An 18,198-nucleotide genomic window follows, 5' to 3' on the forward strand; every position below is an offset into this window, starting at 1 on the left:
GTCTGCTCACGCTCCCGTGGCGACGAGGACGACGGCGACCACGAGGACGACGGTGCCGGCGAGCAGCGCGCTCACATAGGTCTGGACGTTGCCGGTCTGGGCGCGCCGTACGGCGGCGCCGAGCCAGCGGGGCAGCGCACCGGCGCCCCGTACGTAGGTCTCGACGACCTCGCGGTCGAGGAACCGGACGAGGCTCGCCCCGGCCTGGACCGGTCGGACGAAGAGGGCGCTGTACAAGGCGTCCATGTGGAAGCCGGCGGCCGCGTGGCGGTGCAGCGGGCCGAGCAGGAGCCGTCCGGGGTCGGCGGGGTCGGGCGCGTAGGCGATGTCGCCGTAGGTCGGCTCGTGGGTGGCGATGGCTTCCGCCTCGACCTGGGCGGCGTCGCCCTCGGGGTGGGCCGCGACCGCGCCCAGTGGGACGCGTGCGGTGAGCGCGGTGGTGTGCCGCCAGGCGCCGTAGGTGACGATGCCGCCGACCAGGGCCACGCCCGTGCCGAGCACGGAGGTGGTGAGGGTCGGGCTGAGGTCGCGGCCGTCGAACCAGTCGGGCAGCAGGCGGAACGCGAATCCGCCGAGGGCCAGGGACGGGGCGGCGAGCACCCACAGCACGACGGTCATCGTCAGCGGCTGCCTGCCGTGGTCGGGAGCCTCGGCGCCCCGGCCGCGGAAGGCCAGCAGCCACAGGCGCATCGCGTAGGCGGCGGTGAGCACGGCCGTGAGCAGGCCGGCGACGAGGACGATCCACCCCGCGGCGGCGGGCGCGTGCTCGGTGTGTCCGGTGACGACGTGTTCGGCGACGCCGAGGACGGCCTCCTTGGAGAAGAAGCCGCTGAACGGCGGGATCGCGGCGAGCGCGAGGAGCGCCACGGTCATCGTCCAGTAGGCGTCGGGGACGCGGCCGCGCAGGTTCCGCATGCGGGACATGGCGGCGAGCGAGTTGGTGCCGGCGGCGTGGATGATCACGCCGGCCGCGAGGAACAGCAGCGCCTTGAAGGCGCCGTGGGACAGGAGGTGGAAGACGGCGGCTCCGCGGTCGCCGACGGCGAGGGCGCCGGTCATGTAGCCGAGCTGACCGATGGTCGAGTAGGCGAGGACGCGCTTGATGTCGTCCTGGGCGAGCGCGGCGAGCGCCGACCCGGCCATCGTGACGGCGGCCATGACGGCGAGGACGACCATCGCGGCCTGGGAGGCCTCGAAGACCGGCAGGAGACGGGCGATGAAGTAGACACCGGCGGCGACCATCGTCGCGGCGTGGATCAGTGCGGAGACGGGGGTCGGGCCCGCCATGGCGTCGGGGAGCCAGGTGTGCAGCGGGAACTGCGCGGACTTGCCCGCCACGCCCGCCAGGAGCAGCAGGGCGATCAGCGTCGGGTGGTCGATTCCGCCGCTCGCGACGGCGCCCAGGACCCGGGTGATGCGGAACGAACCGGCGTCGGTGGCCAGGGCGAACAGACCGATGAGGAAGGGGACGTCGCCGAGCTTGGTGACCAGGAAGGCCTTGAGGGAGGCGGCGCGGGCCTCCGGGGTCTCCCAGTAGTGGCCGACCAGGAAGTAGGAGCAGATGCCCATGACTTCCCAGCCGACCAGCAGCACGATCAGGTCGCCGGAGTAGACGACGAGAAACATCGCGGAGGTGAACAGGGAGACCAGGGCGGCATACGAGGGGTAGCGCGGGTCGTCGCGCAGGTAGCCCGTCGAGTAGATCTGCACGCAGGAGGCGACCAGGCCGACCAGGACGGCGACGAGGGCGGCGAAGCCGTCGATGTGCAGGGCGAGTTCGATGGGGACGGAGCCTGTGGGGGTGAGTTCCGTGGCCGCGTTGACGGCCGCGTCACCGCCCTGCCGCACGGCGACCAGCGCGGCGAGCACCAGGGAGGTGAGCGTCGGCAGGACGGCGAGCGGGCGGACGAAGCCGGGTGCCGTGCGGCCCAGGAGCAGGCCGGCGACGGCGCCGAGGAACGGAAGGAGAGGGACGAGGGCGGCGAGGGTGGTCGTGGTCACGCGGTGGCCTCAGCCTTCTGGGCCTCGCCGGACTGCTCGGGCGTAAGGGCGTCGTGGTCGGTGCCGTCGGGGTCGTGCCGTTCGGCGGTGTCGCGGAGCTTGTCGATGTCGGCGGTGCCGCGATTGCGGTGGACGGCGAGGACGATGGCCAGGCCGATGCCGATCTCGGCGGCGGCGATGGCGATGGTGAACAGGGTGAGGGCCTGGCCGGAGTGCAGGGTCTCCTCGGCGGTCCTGCTGAGCCAGACGTCGAAGGCGACCAGGTTGAGGTTGACGGCGTTGAGCATCAGCTCGACCGACATCAGGACCAGGATCGCGTTGCGGCGGGCGAGGACGCCGTACAGGCCGGTGCAGAAGAGGAGGGCGGAGAGGACGGCGGGATAGGCGAGGTGCATCAGCGGGTCCCTTCCTTCTCGTTCCGGGCCGCCGGGGTGTTCTCGGCCGCGGTCGCCGATGCGGCCTTCGCCTTGCGGGACAGGACGATCGCGCCGACCAGCGCGGCGAGGAGGAGGACGGAGAGGGCCTCGAAGGGGAGGACCCAGTTCTGGAAGAGGCTCGCGCCGGTGGCCTCGGTGGAGCCGGCGGCGGGGCCGTCCAAATCGATCCAGGTGGTGCGGAAGGCGTCGACGACGACCCAGACCAGGGCGGCAGCGGCGGCGACGGCCACGGTGAGGGCCGCCCAGCGGTTGCCGGAGTCGGCGTCCGGGGAGCGGCCGATGGGGGCCCTGGTAAGCATCAGACCGAACAGGAGGAGGACGACGACGGAACCGACGTAGATGAGGACCTGCACCCAGGCGATGAACTCGGCGGTGAGCAGGAGGTACTCGACGGCCAGGCCGCCGAGGGTCACCACGAGCCACAGGGCGGCGTGCACCAGCTGCCGGGTGGTGACGGTGACGAGCGCGGCGCCGAAGGTGACCAGGCCGACGAGGAGGAAGGCGATCTCGACGCCCGTCGGGGAGAGAAAGCCGTGGGTTTCGGCGGCCGTGGTGAACGCGGTCATTCCCGGCCCTCCTGCCCCGGCTTCGGCTGGTCCGTCTGCGGCTTCTGCTGATCCGTCTGTGGCGTCGGCTGGTCCGTCTGCTGCTTGGAGTCGCCGTGCGGGCGGGTCGGTCGCTCGGCGGCCCGGGCCTGCTCGTCGGCGTGCGGTTCGGTGACGGGCGGGGCCTGCTGGGCGGCCAGCTTGTCGGCGGTCTTGCGGGCGGTGGCGAGTTCCTTCGGCTCCTCCGCGCCGGGGTCGAGGGCCGGCGGGGCCGGGACGGTCCACATCCACTCGCGGAGCTTGTCTCGCTCGTGGGTGAGGTCGCGGATGTCGGTCTCGGCGTACTCGAACTCCGGGGACCAGAACAGGGCGTCGAAAGGACAGACCTCGATGCAGATACCGCAGTACATGCACAGGGAGAAGTCGATGGCGAAGCGGTCGAGGACGTTGCGGCTGCGTTCGCGGCCGCCGGGGGTCGCCGCCGGGACCGTCTCCTTGTGGGAGTCGATGTAGATGCACCAGTCCGGGCACTCGCGGGCGCACAGCATGCAGACCGTGCAGTTCTCCTCGAACAGGCCGATCACACCGCGGGTGCGGGGCGGGAGGTCGGGCTGGGCGTCCGGGTACTGCGCGGTGACGGACTTCTTCGTCATCGTGCGGAGGGTGACGGCCAGGCCCTTGGCCAGGCCACTTCCTGGGATGGGGGCCATGGTTACTGGATCACCACCTTGACGATGCCGGTGAGGGCGATCTGGGCGAGGGAGAGGGGGACGAGGAGAGTCCAGGACAGTTTCTGGAGCTGGTCCTCGCGCAGGCGCGGGTAGGTGACGCGCAGCCAGATGACGAGGAAGGCGAGGACGGCGGTCTTCAGCAAGGTCCAGACCCAGCCGAGGCCGTCGGCGCCCCAGGGGCCGTGCCAGCCGCCCAGGAAGAGGACGGTGGTCAGGCCGCACAGGACGACGATTCCGGCGTACTCGGCGAGGAGGAAGAGGGCGAAGCGGAGGCCGGTGTACTCGGTGTACGCGCCGAAGATGATCTCCGAATCGGCGACGGGCATGTCGAAGGGCGGGCGCTGGAGTTCGGCGAGTCCGGCCACGAAGAAGACGATCGCGCCAACGATCTGCCAGGGCAGCCACCACCACTCGAAGGCGTCGAGGATGCCGGGGATCGAGACGGTGCCGGCCGCCATCGCCACCGAGGCGGCGGTGAGGAGCATCGGCAGTTCGTAGGCGAGGAGCTGGGCGGCGGTGCGCAGGCCGCCGAGGAGGGAGAACTTGTTCGCGGACGCCCAGCCGGCCATGAGCGAGCCGAGGACGCCGACGCCCATGACGGCCAGGACGAAGAAGACACCGGCGTCGATGACCTGGCCGACGGCTCCCTCGTCCGGGCCGATGGGGATGGCGAGCAGGACGAGGAGGTACGGCAGGAGGGCCACGGCGGGGGCCAGTTGGAAGATGCGGCGGTCGGCGCCCGCGGGGACGACGTCCTCCTTCTGCGCGAACTTCACGCCGTCGGCGATCAGCTGGGCCCAGCCGTGGAAGCCGCCGGCGTACATGGGGCCGAGGCGGCCCTGCATGTGGGCCATCACCTTGTGTTCGGTCTGGCCGATGATCAGGGGGAAGGTGAGGAAGACGACGAAGACGATCAGGAGTCGCAGGGTGACGTCGAGCACGTCGTTCACCGCGGGCCTCCTGTCGGGTCTTCGGGGTTGTCGCTGGGCTGCGGGTCGTTCGCCGGTTCCGGGGTGTCGGGGGTGTCGGGGGTATCCGAGGGGTCGGGGCTGTCAGCGGGCTCGGGGGACTCTGGACTGCGTGATGTCCCCGAGTGGTCGGGCGACGGTTCGGGGGCCGGTTCCTCGAAGGCCGGACGGGCGTGGTGCCAAGGGGCGTCCGAGCTGCGCGGGGGCCGTGACGCCCTGCCCGGCCGGCTGTCGCCGAGGCCGGACGCCGCCCGCTGGCTGGCGGAGCCCTCCGAAGCGCTGCGCGCCCGGCGGGGGCCGGCCGGGGCACCTGGCTGCACTTGCTGCGACGCCGAGCCGTCACTCGCGCTTCGCGCACGGCGCGGCTCCGCCGGGGCGGCCGGGGTTCCGGGCTCGGTGGCCGGCGACTCAGGCCCGGCGTCCGGCGACTCCGGCTCAGTGGCCGGTGGTTGCGAGCCGGTCGCGGTCACCGCTGGTTCGGCTTCGGTCGCCTGGGATTCGGGACCGGAGGTCGCGGACTCAGGACCGTTGGGCGCCTGGCTCACCGAGCCCTCCGCCACTGTGCGGGCACGACGCGGCCCAGCCGAAGCCGAACCACCCGCATCACCGACACCGGCCTGACTCGCCGAACCCTCCGCAGCCGAGCGATCCCGACGCGGCCCACCCGAAGCCGAAGCAGCCGACTCACCAGGCGCGGCCTGGCTCACCGACCCCTCCGCAGCCGTCCGCGCACGACGCGGCCCAGCCGAAGCCGAACCACCCGCATCACCGACACCGGCCTGACTCGCCGAACCCTCCCCAGCCGGGCGATCCCGACGTGGCCCACCCGAAGCCGAAGCAGCCGCCTCGCCGGGCGCGGTTTGGCTCACCGACCCCTCCGCAGCCGTCCGCGCACGACGCGGAGCAGCCGGTGACGAAGCACCCGCGTCGCCGGCAGCGGCCTGGCTCGCCGAACCCTCCGCAGCCGAGCGATCCCGACGCGGCCCACCCGAAGCCGAAGCAGCCGACTCACCAGGCGCGGCCTGGCTCGCCGAGCCCTCACCCGCCGTGCGGGTTCGCCGTACCGGGCGTTCGCGTTCGGCTGCGGGGCGGGCCGGGCCTCGGGTCGGGCGGTCGCCTGCGGCGCGGGCGCCGCGGGCCGGAGCCAGGGGGAGTTGGCCCTTCAGGGGGCCCCATTCGTTCGGGTCGGGGACGCCGGGGGGAAGCATCTGGCGGCGCTTGGGGCCGCCGTGTTCGGACTCGCCGGGTTCCTTCGCGCCGGGCCAGGCCTTGGCGACGCGTGCGGCCAGGACGAAGTCCTTGCGCAGGGGGTGGCCTTCGAAGTTCTCGGGCAGGAGCAGGTGGTCCAGTGCCGGGTGGCCTTCGAAGGTGACGCCGAACATCTCGTGGGTCTCGCGTTCGTGCCAGGCGGCGCCCGCGTAGACACCGACGGCCGAGGGCAGGGTGGGGGCCTCGTGCGGAACCGTCGTACGCAGGAGGAGACGTCGGAGCGGGGACAGCGCCGCGACGTGGGCCGTGACGCGCAAGCCCGTGCCCGGTTCGTCGACCGCGCTCAGCCAGTCGAAGTACGTGCAGGTCAGGCGGTCGCGTGCGGTCTCCAGGGCGGAGATCCAGGTCGTCGGCGGTACGTCGACGGTCAGGACCTCGTACGACTCCTCGGCCGTGGCGTCCGGGCCGAAGAGTTCCTCGACGTCGGCGGGGAGCCAGCCGACCGCGGTCATCGCCCCTCCCCCGGCGTCGGGTCCGAGCCCGGGGCGGGGGCCGGCGGCTGCACCAGACCGCTCTGCAGCGCCGCCGCCGAAGGACGGGCGGCGCCGCTTCCGTACCGCTCCCCCAGCGACTCGCGGGCGATCTTCTCCTGGAGCTTCAGGATGCCCTGGAGCAGCGCCTCGGGCCGGGGTGGGCAGCCGGGGACGTAGACGTCGACGGGGATGATCTGGTCGACGCCCTTGGTGACGGAGTACGAGTCCCAGTAGGGGCCGCCGCAGTTGCTGCACGCGCCGAAGGAGATGACGTACTTGGGTTCCGGCATCTGCTCGTAGAGGCGCTTCACCGCCGGCGCCATCTTGTCCGTGACCGTGCCGGACACCACCATCAGGTCGGCCTGGCGCGGGCCCGGCGCGAAGGGGATGACGCCGAGCCGGATGAAGTCGTGGCGGGCCATCGACGCGGCGATGAACTCGATCGCGCAGCAGGCGAGGCCGAAGTTGAAGACCCAGAGCGAGTAGCGGCGGCCCCAGTTGAGGATCACCTTCATCGGCTCGGGTGCGAGGCGTGCGAGGGCGCCGAGCCGCTTCGGCTCGGGAAGCAGCACGGGCTCGGTGCCGGCGGGGGTCACGTCCATGCCAGGACGCCCTTCTTGTATGCGTAGAGCAGGCCCACGGCCAGGAAGCCGAGGAAGATGAACATCTCCACCAGGGTCGTCGCGCCGTAGCCGGGGGCTGCGAAGACGGTCGCCCAGGGGAACAGGAAGATCGAGTCGACGGCGAAGATCACGTACAGGAAGGCGTAGACGTAGTAGCGGACCTGGGTGTGGGCCCAGCCCTCGCCGACGGGGTCGACGCCGCACTCGTACGTCAGGAGCTTCTCGGGTGTGGGGACCACGGGCCGCAGCAGACGGCCGGCCCCGAAGGCGACGGCGACGAACAGCACACCGACGACGGCGAGCAGCCCGACGACCGAATAGGACTGGAAGTAGTCCGCCGCGACGACGGTCGTGGTGACGACGGTCGGTTCCGGCACGTCCGTCCCTCGCTCCCTGAAACTCGGACTGGGTCCTTGCGACGATTCCGCGGCTCCGAGGACCGGCCGGGAACCACGGACGCCGCCGTTCGACGATCTGTACGCACGGGAGTCTAGGCCCTGATAAAGGCAGGGTAAGCAGCCCGTCACGCCCTGGCATGCGGGGGTGGGGTTTTCCTCAGTCGATCCTGGCGGTCTGCCTCATGGCGCGGGTGCCCGCCGCCGGGCACGCTAACGCATATGACCGAACGCATCCCGTCCTCCGACCCGAGCGGGGCCACGACGGTGGCAGGACCGGACGACCGCCCGCCGCCGCCCCGTCTCGCCTATGACCGGCACACCTGGAAGGAGATCGCGCATCTCCTGGCGAACCTTCCGGTCGCGCTGCTCGGATTCACCTATGTCGTGACGGTGCTGTTCACCGGCTTCGGTCTGACGATCACGGTGATCGGGTTCCCGCTGCTGGCGGCCGGGCTCAGCGGCGCGCGGCTGCTGGGCCGGATGGAGCGGGCGAGGGCCAGGGCGCTGCTCGGGGTGCGGGTGGACGAGCCGAGCAGGCTGCCGCTGCGCGGCTCGGGCGGCTTCCTCCACAAGCTGTGGATGTCGCTGAAGGACCCGGTGGGCTGGCGCACGGTGCTGTACGAGTTCATACGGCTGCCGTGGGGCGTCCTCACCTTCGCCACCACGCTGACCTCGCTGTTCGTGCTGTGGCCGGTGCTGCCGTTCATCGCGCGGGGCCTGACCAACGCCGACCGGGCCATGGTGCGCGGGCTGCTGTCGCCCTCCGACGAGCTGGAGCGGCGCATCGCCGAGCTGGAGTCGGACCGGGGGGTCGTGGTCGACACGGCCGCCGCGGACCTGCGGCGCATCGAGCGGGATCTGCACGACGGGGCGCAGGCCCGGCTGGTCAACCTGGCCATGGGGCTGGGCCTGGCGAAGGAGAAGGTGCTGGAGGACCCCGACGCGGCGGCGGCGATGGTCGAGGAGGCGCACGGCGAGGTGAAGCTGGCGCTCCAGGAGCTGCGGGACCTCGCGCGCGGCATCCACCCGGCGGTCCTGACCGACCGCGGTCTGGACGCGGCCCTGTCCGCGGTCTCCGCGCGCTGCACGGTCCCGGTCAAGGTGACGGTCGAACTGCCGGCGCGGCCGGCCGCGGCCATCGAGGGCATCGCCTACTTCACCGTCTCGGAGCTGCTCCAGAACGTCAGCAAGCACAGCGCGGCGAAGTCGGCGTCGGTGGATGTGTGGCGGACGAACGACCGGCTGCTCATACAGGTGTGGGACGACGGCCGCGGGGGCGCGAGTCTCGACGGCGGTACGGGGATGAGGGGTCTGGCCGAGCGGCTGGACGCCGTCGACGGGCTGTTCGTCCTGGAGTCCCCCGAGGGCGGCCCGACGACGGTCACGGCGGAACTGCCCTGGCGCGACCGCACGGACGACTCCGGCACGCGCGCCCCCTAGTGGGTGTCCGGAGGTAGGGAAAACCCCCCGTCCAAGACGCCGACGGACTCCATGGTCCGCCGACCTGCGGCGGAGCAGGGTGGTGGTACGGGAAGACAGCCGCAGGACGAGGGAGAAGGACGACACCGATGGCCACGGAGTACGGACAGGGGTACGGGCTCGACGGCAGGCCGGGGTTCCCCGGGAGCACCGAGCGGCGGCACCGGCTGCCCGCCGCGCTGCGGGCTCCGGTCGAGGGCCGCACCTGGCGTGAGCTCGGATATGTGCTGCTCAGCCTGCCGATCAGCATCCTGCTGTTCACCTACGCGGTCACGATGGTGTCGCTGGGGGCGGGACTGCTGGTGACGTTCCTCGGCATTCCGGTGCTGGCGGCGGCGCTCGCCGGGTGCCGTGGCCTCGGGTCGCTGGAGCGGCTGCGGGCGCGGGCGCTGCTGGACCTGGAGGTGGCCGGCCCGGAGCCGCTGCGGATGAAGAAGCCGGGCGCCATGGCGTGGGTGGGGGCCGTCCTCAAGAGCGGCGCCTCGTGGCGGGCCCTGCTGTACGCGGTGCTGCATCTGCCGTGGGCGGTGTTCTCGTTCGTCGTCGCCGTGAACCTCTGGGTGCTGGGCTGGGCCCTGCTGACGTACCCGCTGTGGTTCTGGGTGTTCCCGATGTACGCGGGGCAGGACGGGATCCAGCTGTACGGCGACGAGACGCACCGGGTCTACCTCGACAACCCCTTCGAGATCACGGTGACCGCGCTGGTGGGTCTGCTGCTGACGATCGCCACGCCGTGGATCGTGCGGGCCCTGACGATGGTGGACCGGCTGCTGGTGCACGGGCTGCTCGGGCCGTCGCGGCTGGCCTCGCGGGTGGTGGAACTGGAGTCGGACCGGGGGGTCGTGGTCGACACGGCCGCGGCCGACCTGCGGCGCATCGAGCGGGATCTGCACGACGGGGCGCAGGCCCGGCTGGTCAGCCTGGCCATGGATCTGGGGCTGGCGAAGGAGAAGCTCCAGGAGGATCCGGAGGCGGCCGCGCGGATGGTCGACGAGGCGCACGGTGAGGTGAAGACGGCACTTCAGGAGCTGCGGGACCTGGCCCGGGGCATCCATCCGGCGGTCCTGACCGACCGCGGTCTGGACGCGGCCCTGTCCGCGGTCGCTTCGCGCTGCACGGTGCCGGTGCAGGTCGAGGTCGATCTGGCGGAGCGGCCGGCGCCGGCGATCGAGGGGATCGCGTACTTCACGGTGTCGGAGCTGCTCCAGAACGTCAGCAAGCACGCACGGGCGACCTGGGCCGGCGTGGAGGTGTGGCGGACGGAGAACCGGCTGATGCTCCAGGTCGTGGACAACGGCGTGGGCGGGGCCGACGTGGCCCAGGGGTCGGGGCTGGCGGGGCTGGCGGAGCGGCTCGACGCGGTCGACGGGATCCTGGTGGTGGACTCGCCGGCGGGCGGGCCGACCCGGGTGACCGCGGAGTTGCCGTGGCGGGGCGCGCACGTGAGGTGACCTTCGCCTTCCCCCCTCCCGAATCGGTCGGATCGGCCGGGCAACCAGCCGGTCCACCCCCATCCAGCGCTCGTTCCTGAAATGCTGGAGCGGTCGCACGGGTGGGCGCGGAGCCGTTGTGGGCTGCGGACGGGCGGCGTCGGGCTCTGGGGGGCCGAACATCGTGGAGGACAGGGTGCGGGTGGTCATCGCCGAGGATTCAGTGCTGCTCAGGGAGGGCCTGACCCGGCTGCTGACCGACCGGGGGCACGAGGTGGTCGCCGGGGTCGGTGACGGCGCGGCGCTGATCAAGACCATCACGGAGCTGGACGCCCAGGGAGAGCTGCCGGACGTCGTGGTCGCCGATGTGCGGATGCCGCCGACGCACACCGACGAGGGGGTGCGGGCCGCGGTGCAGTTGCGCAAGGCGAACCCGGGGCTCGGCGTGCTGGTGCTGTCGCAGTACGTGGAGGAGCGCTACGCGACGGAGTTGCTCGCGGGGTCCAGCCGGGGCGTCGGCTATCTGCTGAAGGACCGGGTGGCCGAGGTGCGTGAGTTCGTGGACGCGGTGGTGCGGGTGGCCGAGGGCGGTACGGCCCTCGACCCGGAGGTCGTCGCGCAGTTGCTGGGCCGCAGCCGTAAGCAGGACGTGCTCGCGGGGCTGACCCCGCGGGAGCGGGAGGTACTGGGGCTGATGGCCGAGGGGCGGACGAACTCGGCGATCGCCCGGCAGCTGGTGGTCAGTGACGGAGCGGTGGAGAAGCACGTCAGCAACATCTTCCTGAAGCTGGGGCTCTCCCCGAGCGAGGGGGATCACCGCCGCGTGCTGGCCGTGCTGACGTATCTGAATTCCTGACCGGACGGCCAGTTCCCGACCGAACCACGAGGCGGGTGCGGAGCGTCTTGGAGGACAGCACCAGAGATCGGACGGCAGTGCAACCCGGGGCGCGCGAACGTCTCAAAGTCGTGTCCAACATGCGAATGACCCGAAGAAGGCGACCCTTGCGGTCGTAGTGTTGATCCTGGGAAGGCCTGCGGGAAGGCCTTCCCGGACAGCCGCCTCGAGGGAGGTCCAGTTCAGTGACCAGCCAGGTCAGTAGCCCAGCGGAGCAGGCCGACGAAACTGTCGTAGGAGAGCAGCGCAAAGCGGCGGGCACGAAGGACGTTCGTCGCCTCGACCGAGTGATCATCAGGTTCGCGGGGGACTCGGGTGACGGTATGCAGCTCACCGGTGACCGTTTCACCTCGGAGACCGCGTCGTTCGGCAACGACCTGTCGACGCTGCCGAACTTCCCGGCCGAGATCAGGGCGCCCGCCGGGACCCTGCCGGGTGTGTCGTCCTTCCAGCTGCACTTCGCCGATCACGACATCCTCACGCCCGGTGACGCGCCGAACGTGCTGGTGGCGATGAACCCGGCCGCGCTGAAGGCGAACATCGGCGACCTGCCGCGCGGTGCCGAGGTGATCGTCAACACGGACGAGTTCACCAAGCGGGCGATGCAGAAGGTCGGCTACGAGACCAGTCCGCTGGAGGACGGGTCGCTGGACGGCTATCAGATCCACCCGGTGCCGCTGACCACGCTCACCGTGGAGGCGCTGAAGGAGTTCGACCTCACCCGCAAGGAGGCCGAGCGCAGCAAGAACATGTTCGCGCTGGGCCTGCTGAGCTGGATGTACCACCGGCCCACCGAGGGCACGGAGAGATTCCTCAAGTCGAAGTTCGCGAAGAAGCCCGACATCGCGGCGGCCAACATCGCCGCCTTCCGGGCCGGCTGGAACTTCGGCGAGACGACCGAGGACTTCGCCGTCTCCTACGAGGTCGCCCCGGCGGCCACGGCGTTCCCGCCGGGTGTCTACCGCAACATCTCGGGCAACCTGGCCCTGTCGTACGGCCTGATCGCCGCCTCGCAGCAGGCCGATCTGCCGCTGTACCTGGGGTCGTACCCGATCACCCCGGCGTCGGACATCCTGCACGAGCTGAGCAAGCACAAGAACTTCGGGGTGCGGACCTTCCAGGCCGAGGACGAGATCGCCGGTATCGGGGCGGCGCTGGGCGCGGCCTTCGGCGGTTCCCTTGCCGTGACCACGACGAGCGGCCCCGGTGTGGCGCTGAAGTCGGAGACGATCGGTCTCGCTGTCTCGCTGGAGCTGCCGCTGCTGATCGTGGACATCCAGCGCGGTGGCCCGTCGACCGGTCTGCCCACCAAGACCGAGCAGGCCGACCTGCTCCAGGCGATGTTCGGGCGCAACGGCGAGGCGCCGGTCCCGGTGGTCGCGCCCCGCACGCCGGCGGACTGCTTCGACGCCGCACTGGAGGCCGCGCGGATCGCGCTGACGTACCGGACGCCGGTGTTCCTCCTCTCCGACGGTTACCTGGCCAACGGCTCCGAGCCGTGGCGCGTCCCGGACCTGGAGGAGCTGCCGGACCTGCGGGTGCAGTTCGCGCAGGGCCCGAACCACACGCTCGACGACGGCACCGAGGTGTTCTGGCCGTACAAGCGCGACCCGCAGACCCTGGCCCGGCCATGGGCGATCCCGGGCACGCCGGGGCTGGAGCACCGGATCGGCGGCATCGAGAAGGAGGACGGCTCGGGCAACATCTCCTACGCCCCGGCCAACCACGACTTCATGGTGCGCACCCGGCAGGCGAAGGTGGACGGCATCGAGGTCCCGGACCTCGTCGTGGACGATCCGCACGAGGCCAGGACCCTCGTCCTCGGCTGGGGCTCGACGTACGGGCCGATCACGGCCGCGGTACGGCGGCTGCGCCGGGCCGGGGAGTCCATCGCGCAGGCGCATCTGCGCCACCTCAACCCCTTCCCGAAGAACCTCGGCACGGTCCTCGAGCGTTACGACAAGGTGGTGATCCCCGAGATGAACCTCGGGCAGCTCGCCACGCTCATCCGGGCGAAGTACCTGGTGGACGCCCACTCGTACAACCAGGTCAACGGTATGCCGTTCAAGGCGGAGCAGCTCGCCTCGGCTCTGAAGGAGGCCATCGATGGCTGAGACGTCCACACAAGGCACGGGCACCATCGAGGCGCTTTCCCTCGTCCCCAAGGCCGAGGGCAGGCAGTCGATGAAGGACTTCAAGTCCGATCAGGAAGTGCGCTGGTGCCCTGGCTGCGGCGACTACGCCATCCTCGCCGCGGTGCAGGGCTTCATGCCCGAGCTGGGGCTGGCGAAGGAGAACATCGTCTTCGTCTCGGGCATCGGCTGTTCCTCCCGCTTCCCGTACTACATGAACACGTACGGGATGCACTCCATCCACGGCCGCGCACCGGCCATCGCCACGGGTCTGGCCAGCTCCCGCCGCGACCTGTCGGTGTGGGTCGTCACGGGTGACGGTGACGCGCTGTCCATCGGCGGCAACCACCTGATCCACGCCCTGCGCCGCAACGTCAACCTCAAGATCCTGCTGTTCAACAACCGGATCTACGGTCTGACCAAGGGCCAGTACTCGCCGACCTCCGAGGTCGGGAAGATCACCAAGTCGACGCCGATGGGCTCGCTGGACGCGCCCTTCAACCCGGTGTCGCTGGCGATCGGCGCGGAGGCGTCGTTCGTGGCGCGGACCGTCGACTCCGACCGCAAGCACCTGACGGAGGTGCTGCGCCAGGCCTCCGCCCACCAGGGCACGGCCCTGATCGAGATCTACCAGAACTGCAACATCTTCAACGACGGTGCCTTCGACGCCCTCAAGGACAAGCGGCAGGCCGAGGAGGCCGTGATCCGGCTGGAGCACGGCAAGCCGATCCGCTTCGGCAGCGACCTGGCCAAGGGTGTCGTCCGGGACCGGGCGACCGGTGATCTGAAGGTGGTGGCGGTGACGCCGGAGAACGAGGACCAGGTGCTCGTCCACGACGCGCACGCCGAGTCCCCGACCACGGCGTTCGCGCTGTCCCGCCTGGCCGACCCGGACACCCTGCACCACACGCCGATCGGTGTCCTGCGCTCCGTCGACCGGCCCGTCTACGACACGCAGATGGCCGACCAGTTGGACAGCGCGATCGAGCAGCACGGCAAGGGCGACCTGGCGGCGCTGCTGGCGGGCGGCGACACCTGGACGGTCGTCGGCTGAGCATGCCCCTCGCAGAGCGAGGCCCGGGACCGTCTCAGGACGCGGCCCGGGCCTCGTCGTATGCCCGGCGGGCCTTCTCCACGTCGTCCATGCGCCGGTGCGTCCACTGGGAGAGGGCCCGCACCTGCTCGGCGGCCTCGCGACCCAGATCCGTGAGGGAGTAGTCGACGCGGGGCGGGATCACGGGCTTGGCGTCGCGGTGGACGAGGCCGTCGCGCTCCAGGGTCTGGAGCGTCTGCGTGAGCATCTTCTCGCTGACGCCCCGGCCCCCGTAACGGCTGATCGCCCGGCGCAGCTCGCTGAACCGGTGCGGGCGGTCCAGAAGCTCGATCAGTACGAGCACGCCCCAGCGGCTGGTGACGTGCTCCAGCACCAGCCGGTACGGACACAGGACCTCGGCCTCGCTGTTGATTACTGCCATGCCAGTACCTTACTTCAAAGTGGGTACTTTCCAACAGTTAGCGCCTCTCGTAGGGTTAGTGCCATCGCACCCCACAAGGAGAGTCGCCCTCATGAGCATCATCGTCACCGGAGCCACCGGAAACCTCGGCCGTCACGTCGTGGAGCAGCTGCTGGAGAAGGTCCCCGCCGAGCAGATCACCGCGGTCGTCCGCAACGCGGAGAAGGCCGCCGACCTCGCGGAGCGCGGTGTGCGGATCGCGCTGGCCGACTACAACGCCCCGGCGTCCTTCGACGGGCTCTTCTCCGCCGGTGACAAGGTGCTGCTGGTCTCCGGCAACGAGTTCGACAAGGGTCGTGTGCAGCAGCACAAGGTCGTCATCGACGCCGCCAAGGCGGCCGGTGTGGCCCTGCTCGCCTACACCAGCGCCCCGGGCACGCTGACCGCCGCGCTCGCCGACGACCACCGCGGCACCGAGGAACTGCTGCTGGACTCCGGCGTTCCCTACACCCTGCTGCGCAACGGCTGGTACCACGAGAACTACACCGAGAACCTCGCCCCGGTGCTGGAGCACAACGCGGTCGTGGCCGCCGCCGGCGAGGGCAAGGTCTCCTCCGCCTCGCGCGCCGACTACGCCGCTGCGGCCGTCGCCGTGCTGACCGGCGAGGGGCACGAGAACAAGACGTACGAGCTGGGCGGCGACACCCCGTGGAGCTTCGCCGAGTACGCGGCCGAGCTGAGCCGCCAGACCGGCAGGGAGATCACCTACAACGCGGTGTCGACCGAGGTGCTCACCGGAATCCTGACCGGCGCCGGCCTGCCCGAGCCGCTGGCGCGGACGCTCGCGGGCGTGGACGCCTCCATCGAGAAGGGCGAGCTGGTCGTCTCCACCGGCGACCTGTCCCGGCTGACGGGCCGCCCGACCACCCCGCTCTCCGAAGCCATCGCCGCGGCGCTCAAGGGCTGATCTCCCCCGGCGGGCCCCTGAGACGCCACCGCCCCCGGCTGTCATGACCGTATGCCGATACGGACATGACAGCCGGGGGCGCCCGGCGTTACCGTCGTGGACGCGGAACACCACGTACGGAGGAGGGACCCGTGAGCGGCAAGCCGAGGGGTGAGCGGCACATAGGACTGCTGAACGGCTTCGCGGCCTACGGGATGTGGGGGCTCGTCCCCCTCTTCTGGCCCCTGCTGAAGCCCGCGGGGGCGGTGGAGATCCTGGCCCACCGGATGGTGTGGTCGCTGGTCTTCGTGGGCGCCGCCCTGCTCGTGCTGCGCCGCTGGGCCTGGGCCGGTGAGCTGCTGCGGCAGCCGCGCAGGCTGGGCCTCGTCACGGTCGCCGCGACGGTCATCACCCTCAACTGGGGCCTGTACATCTGGGCCGTGAACTCCGGCCACGTCGTCGAGGCCTCGCTCGGGTACTTCATCAACCCGCTGGTCACCATCGCGATGGGTGTGCTGCTGCTGAAGGAGCGGCTGCGGCCGGTGCAGTGGCTGGCGGTCGGGACCGGCGTCGCGGCGGTCGTCGTACTGACCGTCGGGTTCGGCCGGCCCCCGTGGATCTCCCTCGGCCTCGCCTTCTCCTTCGCCACGTACGGGCTGGTGAAGAAGAAGCTGAACCTCGGCGGCGTGGAGTCGCTGGCCGCCGAGACCGTGGTCCAGTTCCTGCCCGCGCTCGGCTTCCTGGTGTGGCTGACCGCGCGGGGCGACTCCACCTTCACCACCGAGGGCGCGGGGCACGCGGTGCTGCTCGCCTCGGCCGGGATCGTCACTGCGCTGCCCCTGGTCTGCTTCGGCGCCGCCGCCATCCGCGTGCCCCTGTCCACGATCGGCCTGTTGCAGTACCTGACGCCGGTCTTCCAGTTCCTGCTCGGCGTCTTCTACTTCCACGAGGCGATGCCGCCGGAGCGCTGGGCCGGGTTCGCGCTGGTGTGGCTGGCGCTGACGCTGCTCACCTGGGACGCCCTGCGCACCGCCCGCCGGGCCTCCCGCACGCTGACCAGCGAGATCAACGTGCCCAGCACCACCAGGACCACCGGCACGGTGAGCGCCGCCCGGAACGCCGACAGCGTGGCCTCGGAGCCGGACCCGGTGGACGCCAAGCCGTAGACCGCGGTCACCGCCGAGATGCCGATGGCGGAGCCGAACTGCGTGGCGGTGGTCAGCAGACCGCCGGCCAGGCCCTGCTCCGACCCGGTCACCCCGTCCGTCGCCGCGATCGTCAGCGGTCCGTAGGCCAGGGCGAAGGCGAGGCCCGAGAGGAACAGGGTGGGGAACATCGCGGCGTAGGACCAGTCCATGCCGACCGGCAGGAACAGCGCGTACGCGATCACGGCCAGGACGAAGCCGCCGACGATCACCTGGGCGTTGCCGAAGCGGGCGACCAGTTTCGGGGTGAGCGTCGGGGCGAGGACGGCGTCGACGCCCATGACGATCAGGGCCACCGCCGTCATGAGGGGTGACCAGCCCCGCAGTTCCTGGAGATAGAGCGTGACGACGAACTGGAAGCCGAAGAAGGCCCCGAGGAAGAGCAGCGCTCCGAGGTCGGCGCGCACGACGGGGCCCTGGCGCAGGATGCCGAGGCGGACGAGCGGATCCGGGCAGCGGCGTTCGACCACGACGAAGGCACCGGCCAGGACGAGCGCCGCGAGGCCGGAGACCACGGTGAGCGGCCAGTCGTGCAGCCCGTGCTCGAGGCGTACGACGGTGTAGGCGGCCAGCAGCATGGCGCCGGCGGCGGTGAGCACGCCGGGCAGGTCGAACCCGCGCCGGCGGGCGGGCGGCCCGTCCTGCCGGGGCACCAGGCGTACGGCCGCGGCGAGCAGCGCCGCTGCCAGCAGGACCGGCGCGAAGAACACCCAGCGCCAGCCGAGCTGGGTGAGCAGACCGCCGATGACGAGGCCGAGGGAGAAGCCGGCCGCGCCCGTGCCGGCGAAGACCAGCAGGGCCTTGTTGCGCTGCGGCCCCTCCGCGTACGAGGTCGTGATCAGGGAGAGCGCGGCCGGGGTCATGAACGCGGCGGCGACGCCCGTGACGAATCGGGCGACGACCAGCATCCAGCCCTCGGTCGCGAAGCCGCCGAGCCCCGAGAAGGCGAGGAAGACGGCCAGCCAGAGCAGGAACATCCGCCGCCGCCCGAGCAGATCGGCCGCCCGGCCGCCCAGCAGGGTGAAGCCGGCGTAACCGAGCACGTAGCCGCTCATCACCCAGGCCGCGGTGTCGGTGGCCAGACCGAGGTCGGAGCGGATGGCCGGGATCGCCACCGCCATCATCGCGACATCGATGCCTTCGAGAAAGATCGTCCCGCAGAGGACCAACAGCAGCGCCCAGGCACGGGTGCCCATGAGTCAACACTCCTCT

The 18,198-nt window shown here is 71.2% G+C and carries 16 protein-coding genes and 1 pseudogene; 7 read left to right on the top strand and 10 right to left on the bottom strand.

Annotated elements, in window-relative coordinates; all coding sequences use genetic code 11:
• Positions 1 to 6 precede the first annotated feature (6 nt).
• From SCNRRL3882_RS16440 to SCNRRL3882_RS16475, 8 genes are read right to left on the bottom strand one after another with little or no spacing between them, the layout of a single operon-like run.
• Complete coding sequence (locus SCNRRL3882_RS16440; protein ID WP_010049231.1) at positions 7 to 2,001, bottom strand: NADH-quinone oxidoreductase subunit L; 1,995 nt, start codon at positions 1,999 to 2,001, stop codon at positions 7 to 9.
• Positions 1,998 to 2,396 (bottom strand): NADH-quinone oxidoreductase subunit NuoK, encoded by a 399-nt coding sequence (gene nuoK / locus SCNRRL3882_RS16445; protein WP_010049234.1) that lies wholly within the window; start codon positions 2,394 to 2,396, stop codon positions 1,998 to 2,000. The genes SCNRRL3882_RS16440 and nuoK overlap by 4 nt, the downstream gene beginning before the upstream one ends.
• The gene (locus tag SCNRRL3882_RS16450; protein WP_010049236.1) at positions 2,396 to 3,004 is read right to left on the bottom strand and encodes an NADH-quinone oxidoreductase subunit J; all 609 of its coding nucleotides are present in this window, start codon (positions 3,002 to 3,004) and stop codon (positions 2,396 to 2,398) included. Before SCNRRL3882_RS16450 ends, nuoK begins: the two co-directional genes overlap by 1 nt.
• Positions 3,001 to 3,693 carry a 4Fe-4S binding protein gene (locus tag SCNRRL3882_RS16455; protein ID WP_010049239.1) on the bottom strand — a complete coding sequence of 231 codons (693 nt, stop codon included), beginning with the start codon at positions 3,691 to 3,693 and terminating at the stop codon, positions 3,001 to 3,003. Before SCNRRL3882_RS16455 ends, SCNRRL3882_RS16450 begins: the two co-directional genes overlap by 4 nt.
• 2 nt (positions 3,694 to 3,695) lie before the next feature.
• Positions 3,696 to 4,664, bottom strand: coding sequence for a complex I subunit 1/NuoH family protein (locus tag SCNRRL3882_RS16460; RefSeq protein WP_010049241.1), 969 nt, complete (start codon positions 4,662 to 4,664; stop codon positions 3,696 to 3,698).
• The gene (locus SCNRRL3882_RS16465; protein WP_102514811.1) at positions 4,661 to 6,403 is read right to left on the bottom strand and encodes an NADH-quinone oxidoreductase subunit C; all 1,743 of its coding nucleotides are present in this window, start codon (positions 6,401 to 6,403) and stop codon (positions 4,661 to 4,663) included. Before SCNRRL3882_RS16465 ends, SCNRRL3882_RS16460 begins: the two co-directional genes overlap by 4 nt.
• Positions 6,400 to 7,026 carry an NADH-quinone oxidoreductase subunit B gene (locus SCNRRL3882_RS16470; RefSeq protein WP_010041424.1) on the bottom strand — a complete coding sequence of 209 codons (627 nt, stop codon included), beginning with the start codon at positions 7,024 to 7,026 and terminating at the stop codon, positions 6,400 to 6,402. Before SCNRRL3882_RS16470 ends, SCNRRL3882_RS16465 begins: the two co-directional genes overlap by 4 nt.
• The gene (locus tag SCNRRL3882_RS16475; protein ID WP_010041427.1) at positions 7,017 to 7,424 is read right to left on the bottom strand and encodes an NADH-quinone oxidoreductase subunit A; all 408 of its coding nucleotides are present in this window, start codon (positions 7,422 to 7,424) and stop codon (positions 7,017 to 7,019) included. Before SCNRRL3882_RS16475 ends, SCNRRL3882_RS16470 begins: the two co-directional genes overlap by 10 nt.
• A gap of 240 nt (positions 7,425 to 7,664) precedes the next feature.
• On the opposite strand from SCNRRL3882_RS16475, the gene SCNRRL3882_RS16480 reads away from it, so the two are divergent.
• The 5 genes from SCNRRL3882_RS16480 (at position 7,665) to SCNRRL3882_RS16500 (ending at position 14,435) form a co-directional block, all read left to right on the top strand.
• The gene (locus SCNRRL3882_RS16480) at positions 7,665 to 8,885 is read left to right on the top strand and encodes a sensor histidine kinase (RefSeq protein WP_010041429.1); all 1,221 of its coding nucleotides are present in this window, start codon (positions 7,665 to 7,667) and stop codon (positions 8,883 to 8,885) included.
• 128 nt (positions 8,886 to 9,013) lie between these two features.
• Positions 9,014 to 10,375 (top strand): sensor histidine kinase, encoded by a 1,362-nt coding sequence (locus SCNRRL3882_RS16485; RefSeq protein ID WP_010041431.1) that lies wholly within the window; start codon positions 9,014 to 9,016, stop codon positions 10,373 to 10,375.
• Between the two features lie 175 nt (positions 10,376 to 10,550).
• Positions 10,551 to 11,210, top strand: a complete 660-nt coding sequence (locus tag SCNRRL3882_RS16490; protein ID WP_010041434.1) for a response regulator transcription factor — start codon at positions 10,551 to 10,553, stop codon at positions 11,208 to 11,210.
• Between the two features lie 224 nt (positions 11,211 to 11,434).
• A complete protein-coding gene (locus SCNRRL3882_RS16495) occupies positions 11,435 to 13,363 on the top strand; it encodes a 2-oxoacid:acceptor oxidoreductase subunit alpha (protein WP_029181274.1) in 1,929 nt (642 codons plus the stop codon).
• The gene (locus SCNRRL3882_RS16500; RefSeq protein WP_010041443.1) at positions 13,356 to 14,435 is read left to right on the top strand and encodes a 2-oxoacid:ferredoxin oxidoreductase subunit beta; all 1,080 of its coding nucleotides are present in this window, start codon (positions 13,356 to 13,358) and stop codon (positions 14,433 to 14,435) included. Before SCNRRL3882_RS16495 ends, SCNRRL3882_RS16500 begins: the two co-directional genes overlap by 8 nt.
• A gap of 34 nt (positions 14,436 to 14,469) precedes the next feature.
• Here SCNRRL3882_RS16500 and SCNRRL3882_RS16505 read toward each other — a convergent pair whose 3' ends face one another.
• Complete coding sequence (locus SCNRRL3882_RS16505) at positions 14,470 to 14,856, bottom strand: winged helix-turn-helix transcriptional regulator (RefSeq protein ID WP_010041444.1); 387 nt, start codon at positions 14,854 to 14,856, stop codon at positions 14,470 to 14,472.
• Between the two features lie 91 nt (positions 14,857 to 14,947).
• Between SCNRRL3882_RS16505 and SCNRRL3882_RS16510 the strand changes: the two genes are divergently transcribed.
• On the top strand, positions 14,948 to 15,802 hold the full coding sequence (locus SCNRRL3882_RS16510) for an SDR family oxidoreductase (protein WP_010041446.1): 855 nt from the start codon (positions 14,948 to 14,950) through the stop codon (positions 15,800 to 15,802).
• 131 nt (positions 15,803 to 15,933) lie between these two features.
• The gene (gene rarD, locus SCNRRL3882_RS16515) at positions 15,934 to 16,947 is read left to right on the top strand and encodes an EamA family transporter RarD (RefSeq protein ID WP_029181275.1); all 1,014 of its coding nucleotides are present in this window, start codon (positions 15,934 to 15,936) and stop codon (positions 16,945 to 16,947) included.
• A gap of 80 nt (positions 16,948 to 17,027) precedes the next feature.
• On the opposite strand, the pseudogene SCNRRL3882_RS16520 reads toward rarD, so the two are convergent.
• Positions 17,028 to 18,182, bottom strand: a pseudogene (locus SCNRRL3882_RS16520) (MFS transporter); the annotation flags it as partial.
• Positions 18,183 to 18,198: the final 16 nt, after the last annotated feature.

The sequence above is a fragment of the Streptomyces chartreusis NRRL 3882 genome (assembly GCF_900236475.1).
Lineage (GTDB): Bacteria > Actinomycetota > Actinomycetes > Streptomycetales > Streptomycetaceae > Streptomyces > Streptomyces chartreusis_D.

What these genes read in the sequence shown, in the direction of transcription:
- SCNRRL3882_RS16480 (WP_010041429.1), top strand. Translation starts at nt 7,665, where the DNA reads ATGACCGAACGCATCCCGTCCTCCGACCCGAGCGGGGCCACGACGGTG.
- SCNRRL3882_RS16455 (WP_010049239.1), bottom strand. Translation starts at nt 3,693, where the DNA reads ATGGCCCCCATCCCAGGAAGTGGCCTGGCCAAGGGCCTGGCCGTCACC.
- nuoK (WP_010049234.1), bottom strand. Translation starts at nt 2,396, where the DNA reads ATGCACCTCGCCTATCCCGCCGTCCTCTCCGCCCTCCTCTTCTGCACC.
- SCNRRL3882_RS16470 (WP_010041424.1), bottom strand. Translation starts at nt 7,026, where the DNA reads ATGGACGTGACCCCCGCCGGCACCGAGCCCGTGCTGCTTCCCGAGCCG.
- SCNRRL3882_RS16450 (WP_010049236.1), bottom strand. Translation starts at nt 3,004, where the DNA reads ATGACCGCGTTCACCACGGCCGCCGAAACCCACGGCTTTCTCTCCCCG.
- SCNRRL3882_RS16510 (WP_010041446.1), top strand. Translation starts at nt 14,948, where the DNA reads ATGAGCATCATCGTCACCGGAGCCACCGGAAACCTCGGCCGTCACGTC.
- SCNRRL3882_RS16485 (WP_010041431.1), top strand. Translation starts at nt 9,014, where the DNA reads ATGGCCACGGAGTACGGACAGGGGTACGGGCTCGACGGCAGGCCGGGG.
- SCNRRL3882_RS16465 (WP_102514811.1), bottom strand. Translation starts at nt 6,403, where the DNA reads ATGACCGCGGTCGGCTGGCTCCCCGCCGACGTCGAGGAACTCTTCGGC.
- SCNRRL3882_RS16505 (WP_010041444.1), bottom strand. Translation starts at nt 14,856, where the DNA reads ATGGCAGTAATCAACAGCGAGGCCGAGGTCCTGTGTCCGTACCGGCTG.
- SCNRRL3882_RS16500 (WP_010041443.1), top strand. Translation starts at nt 13,356, where the DNA reads ATGGCTGAGACGTCCACACAAGGCACGGGCACCATCGAGGCGCTTTCC.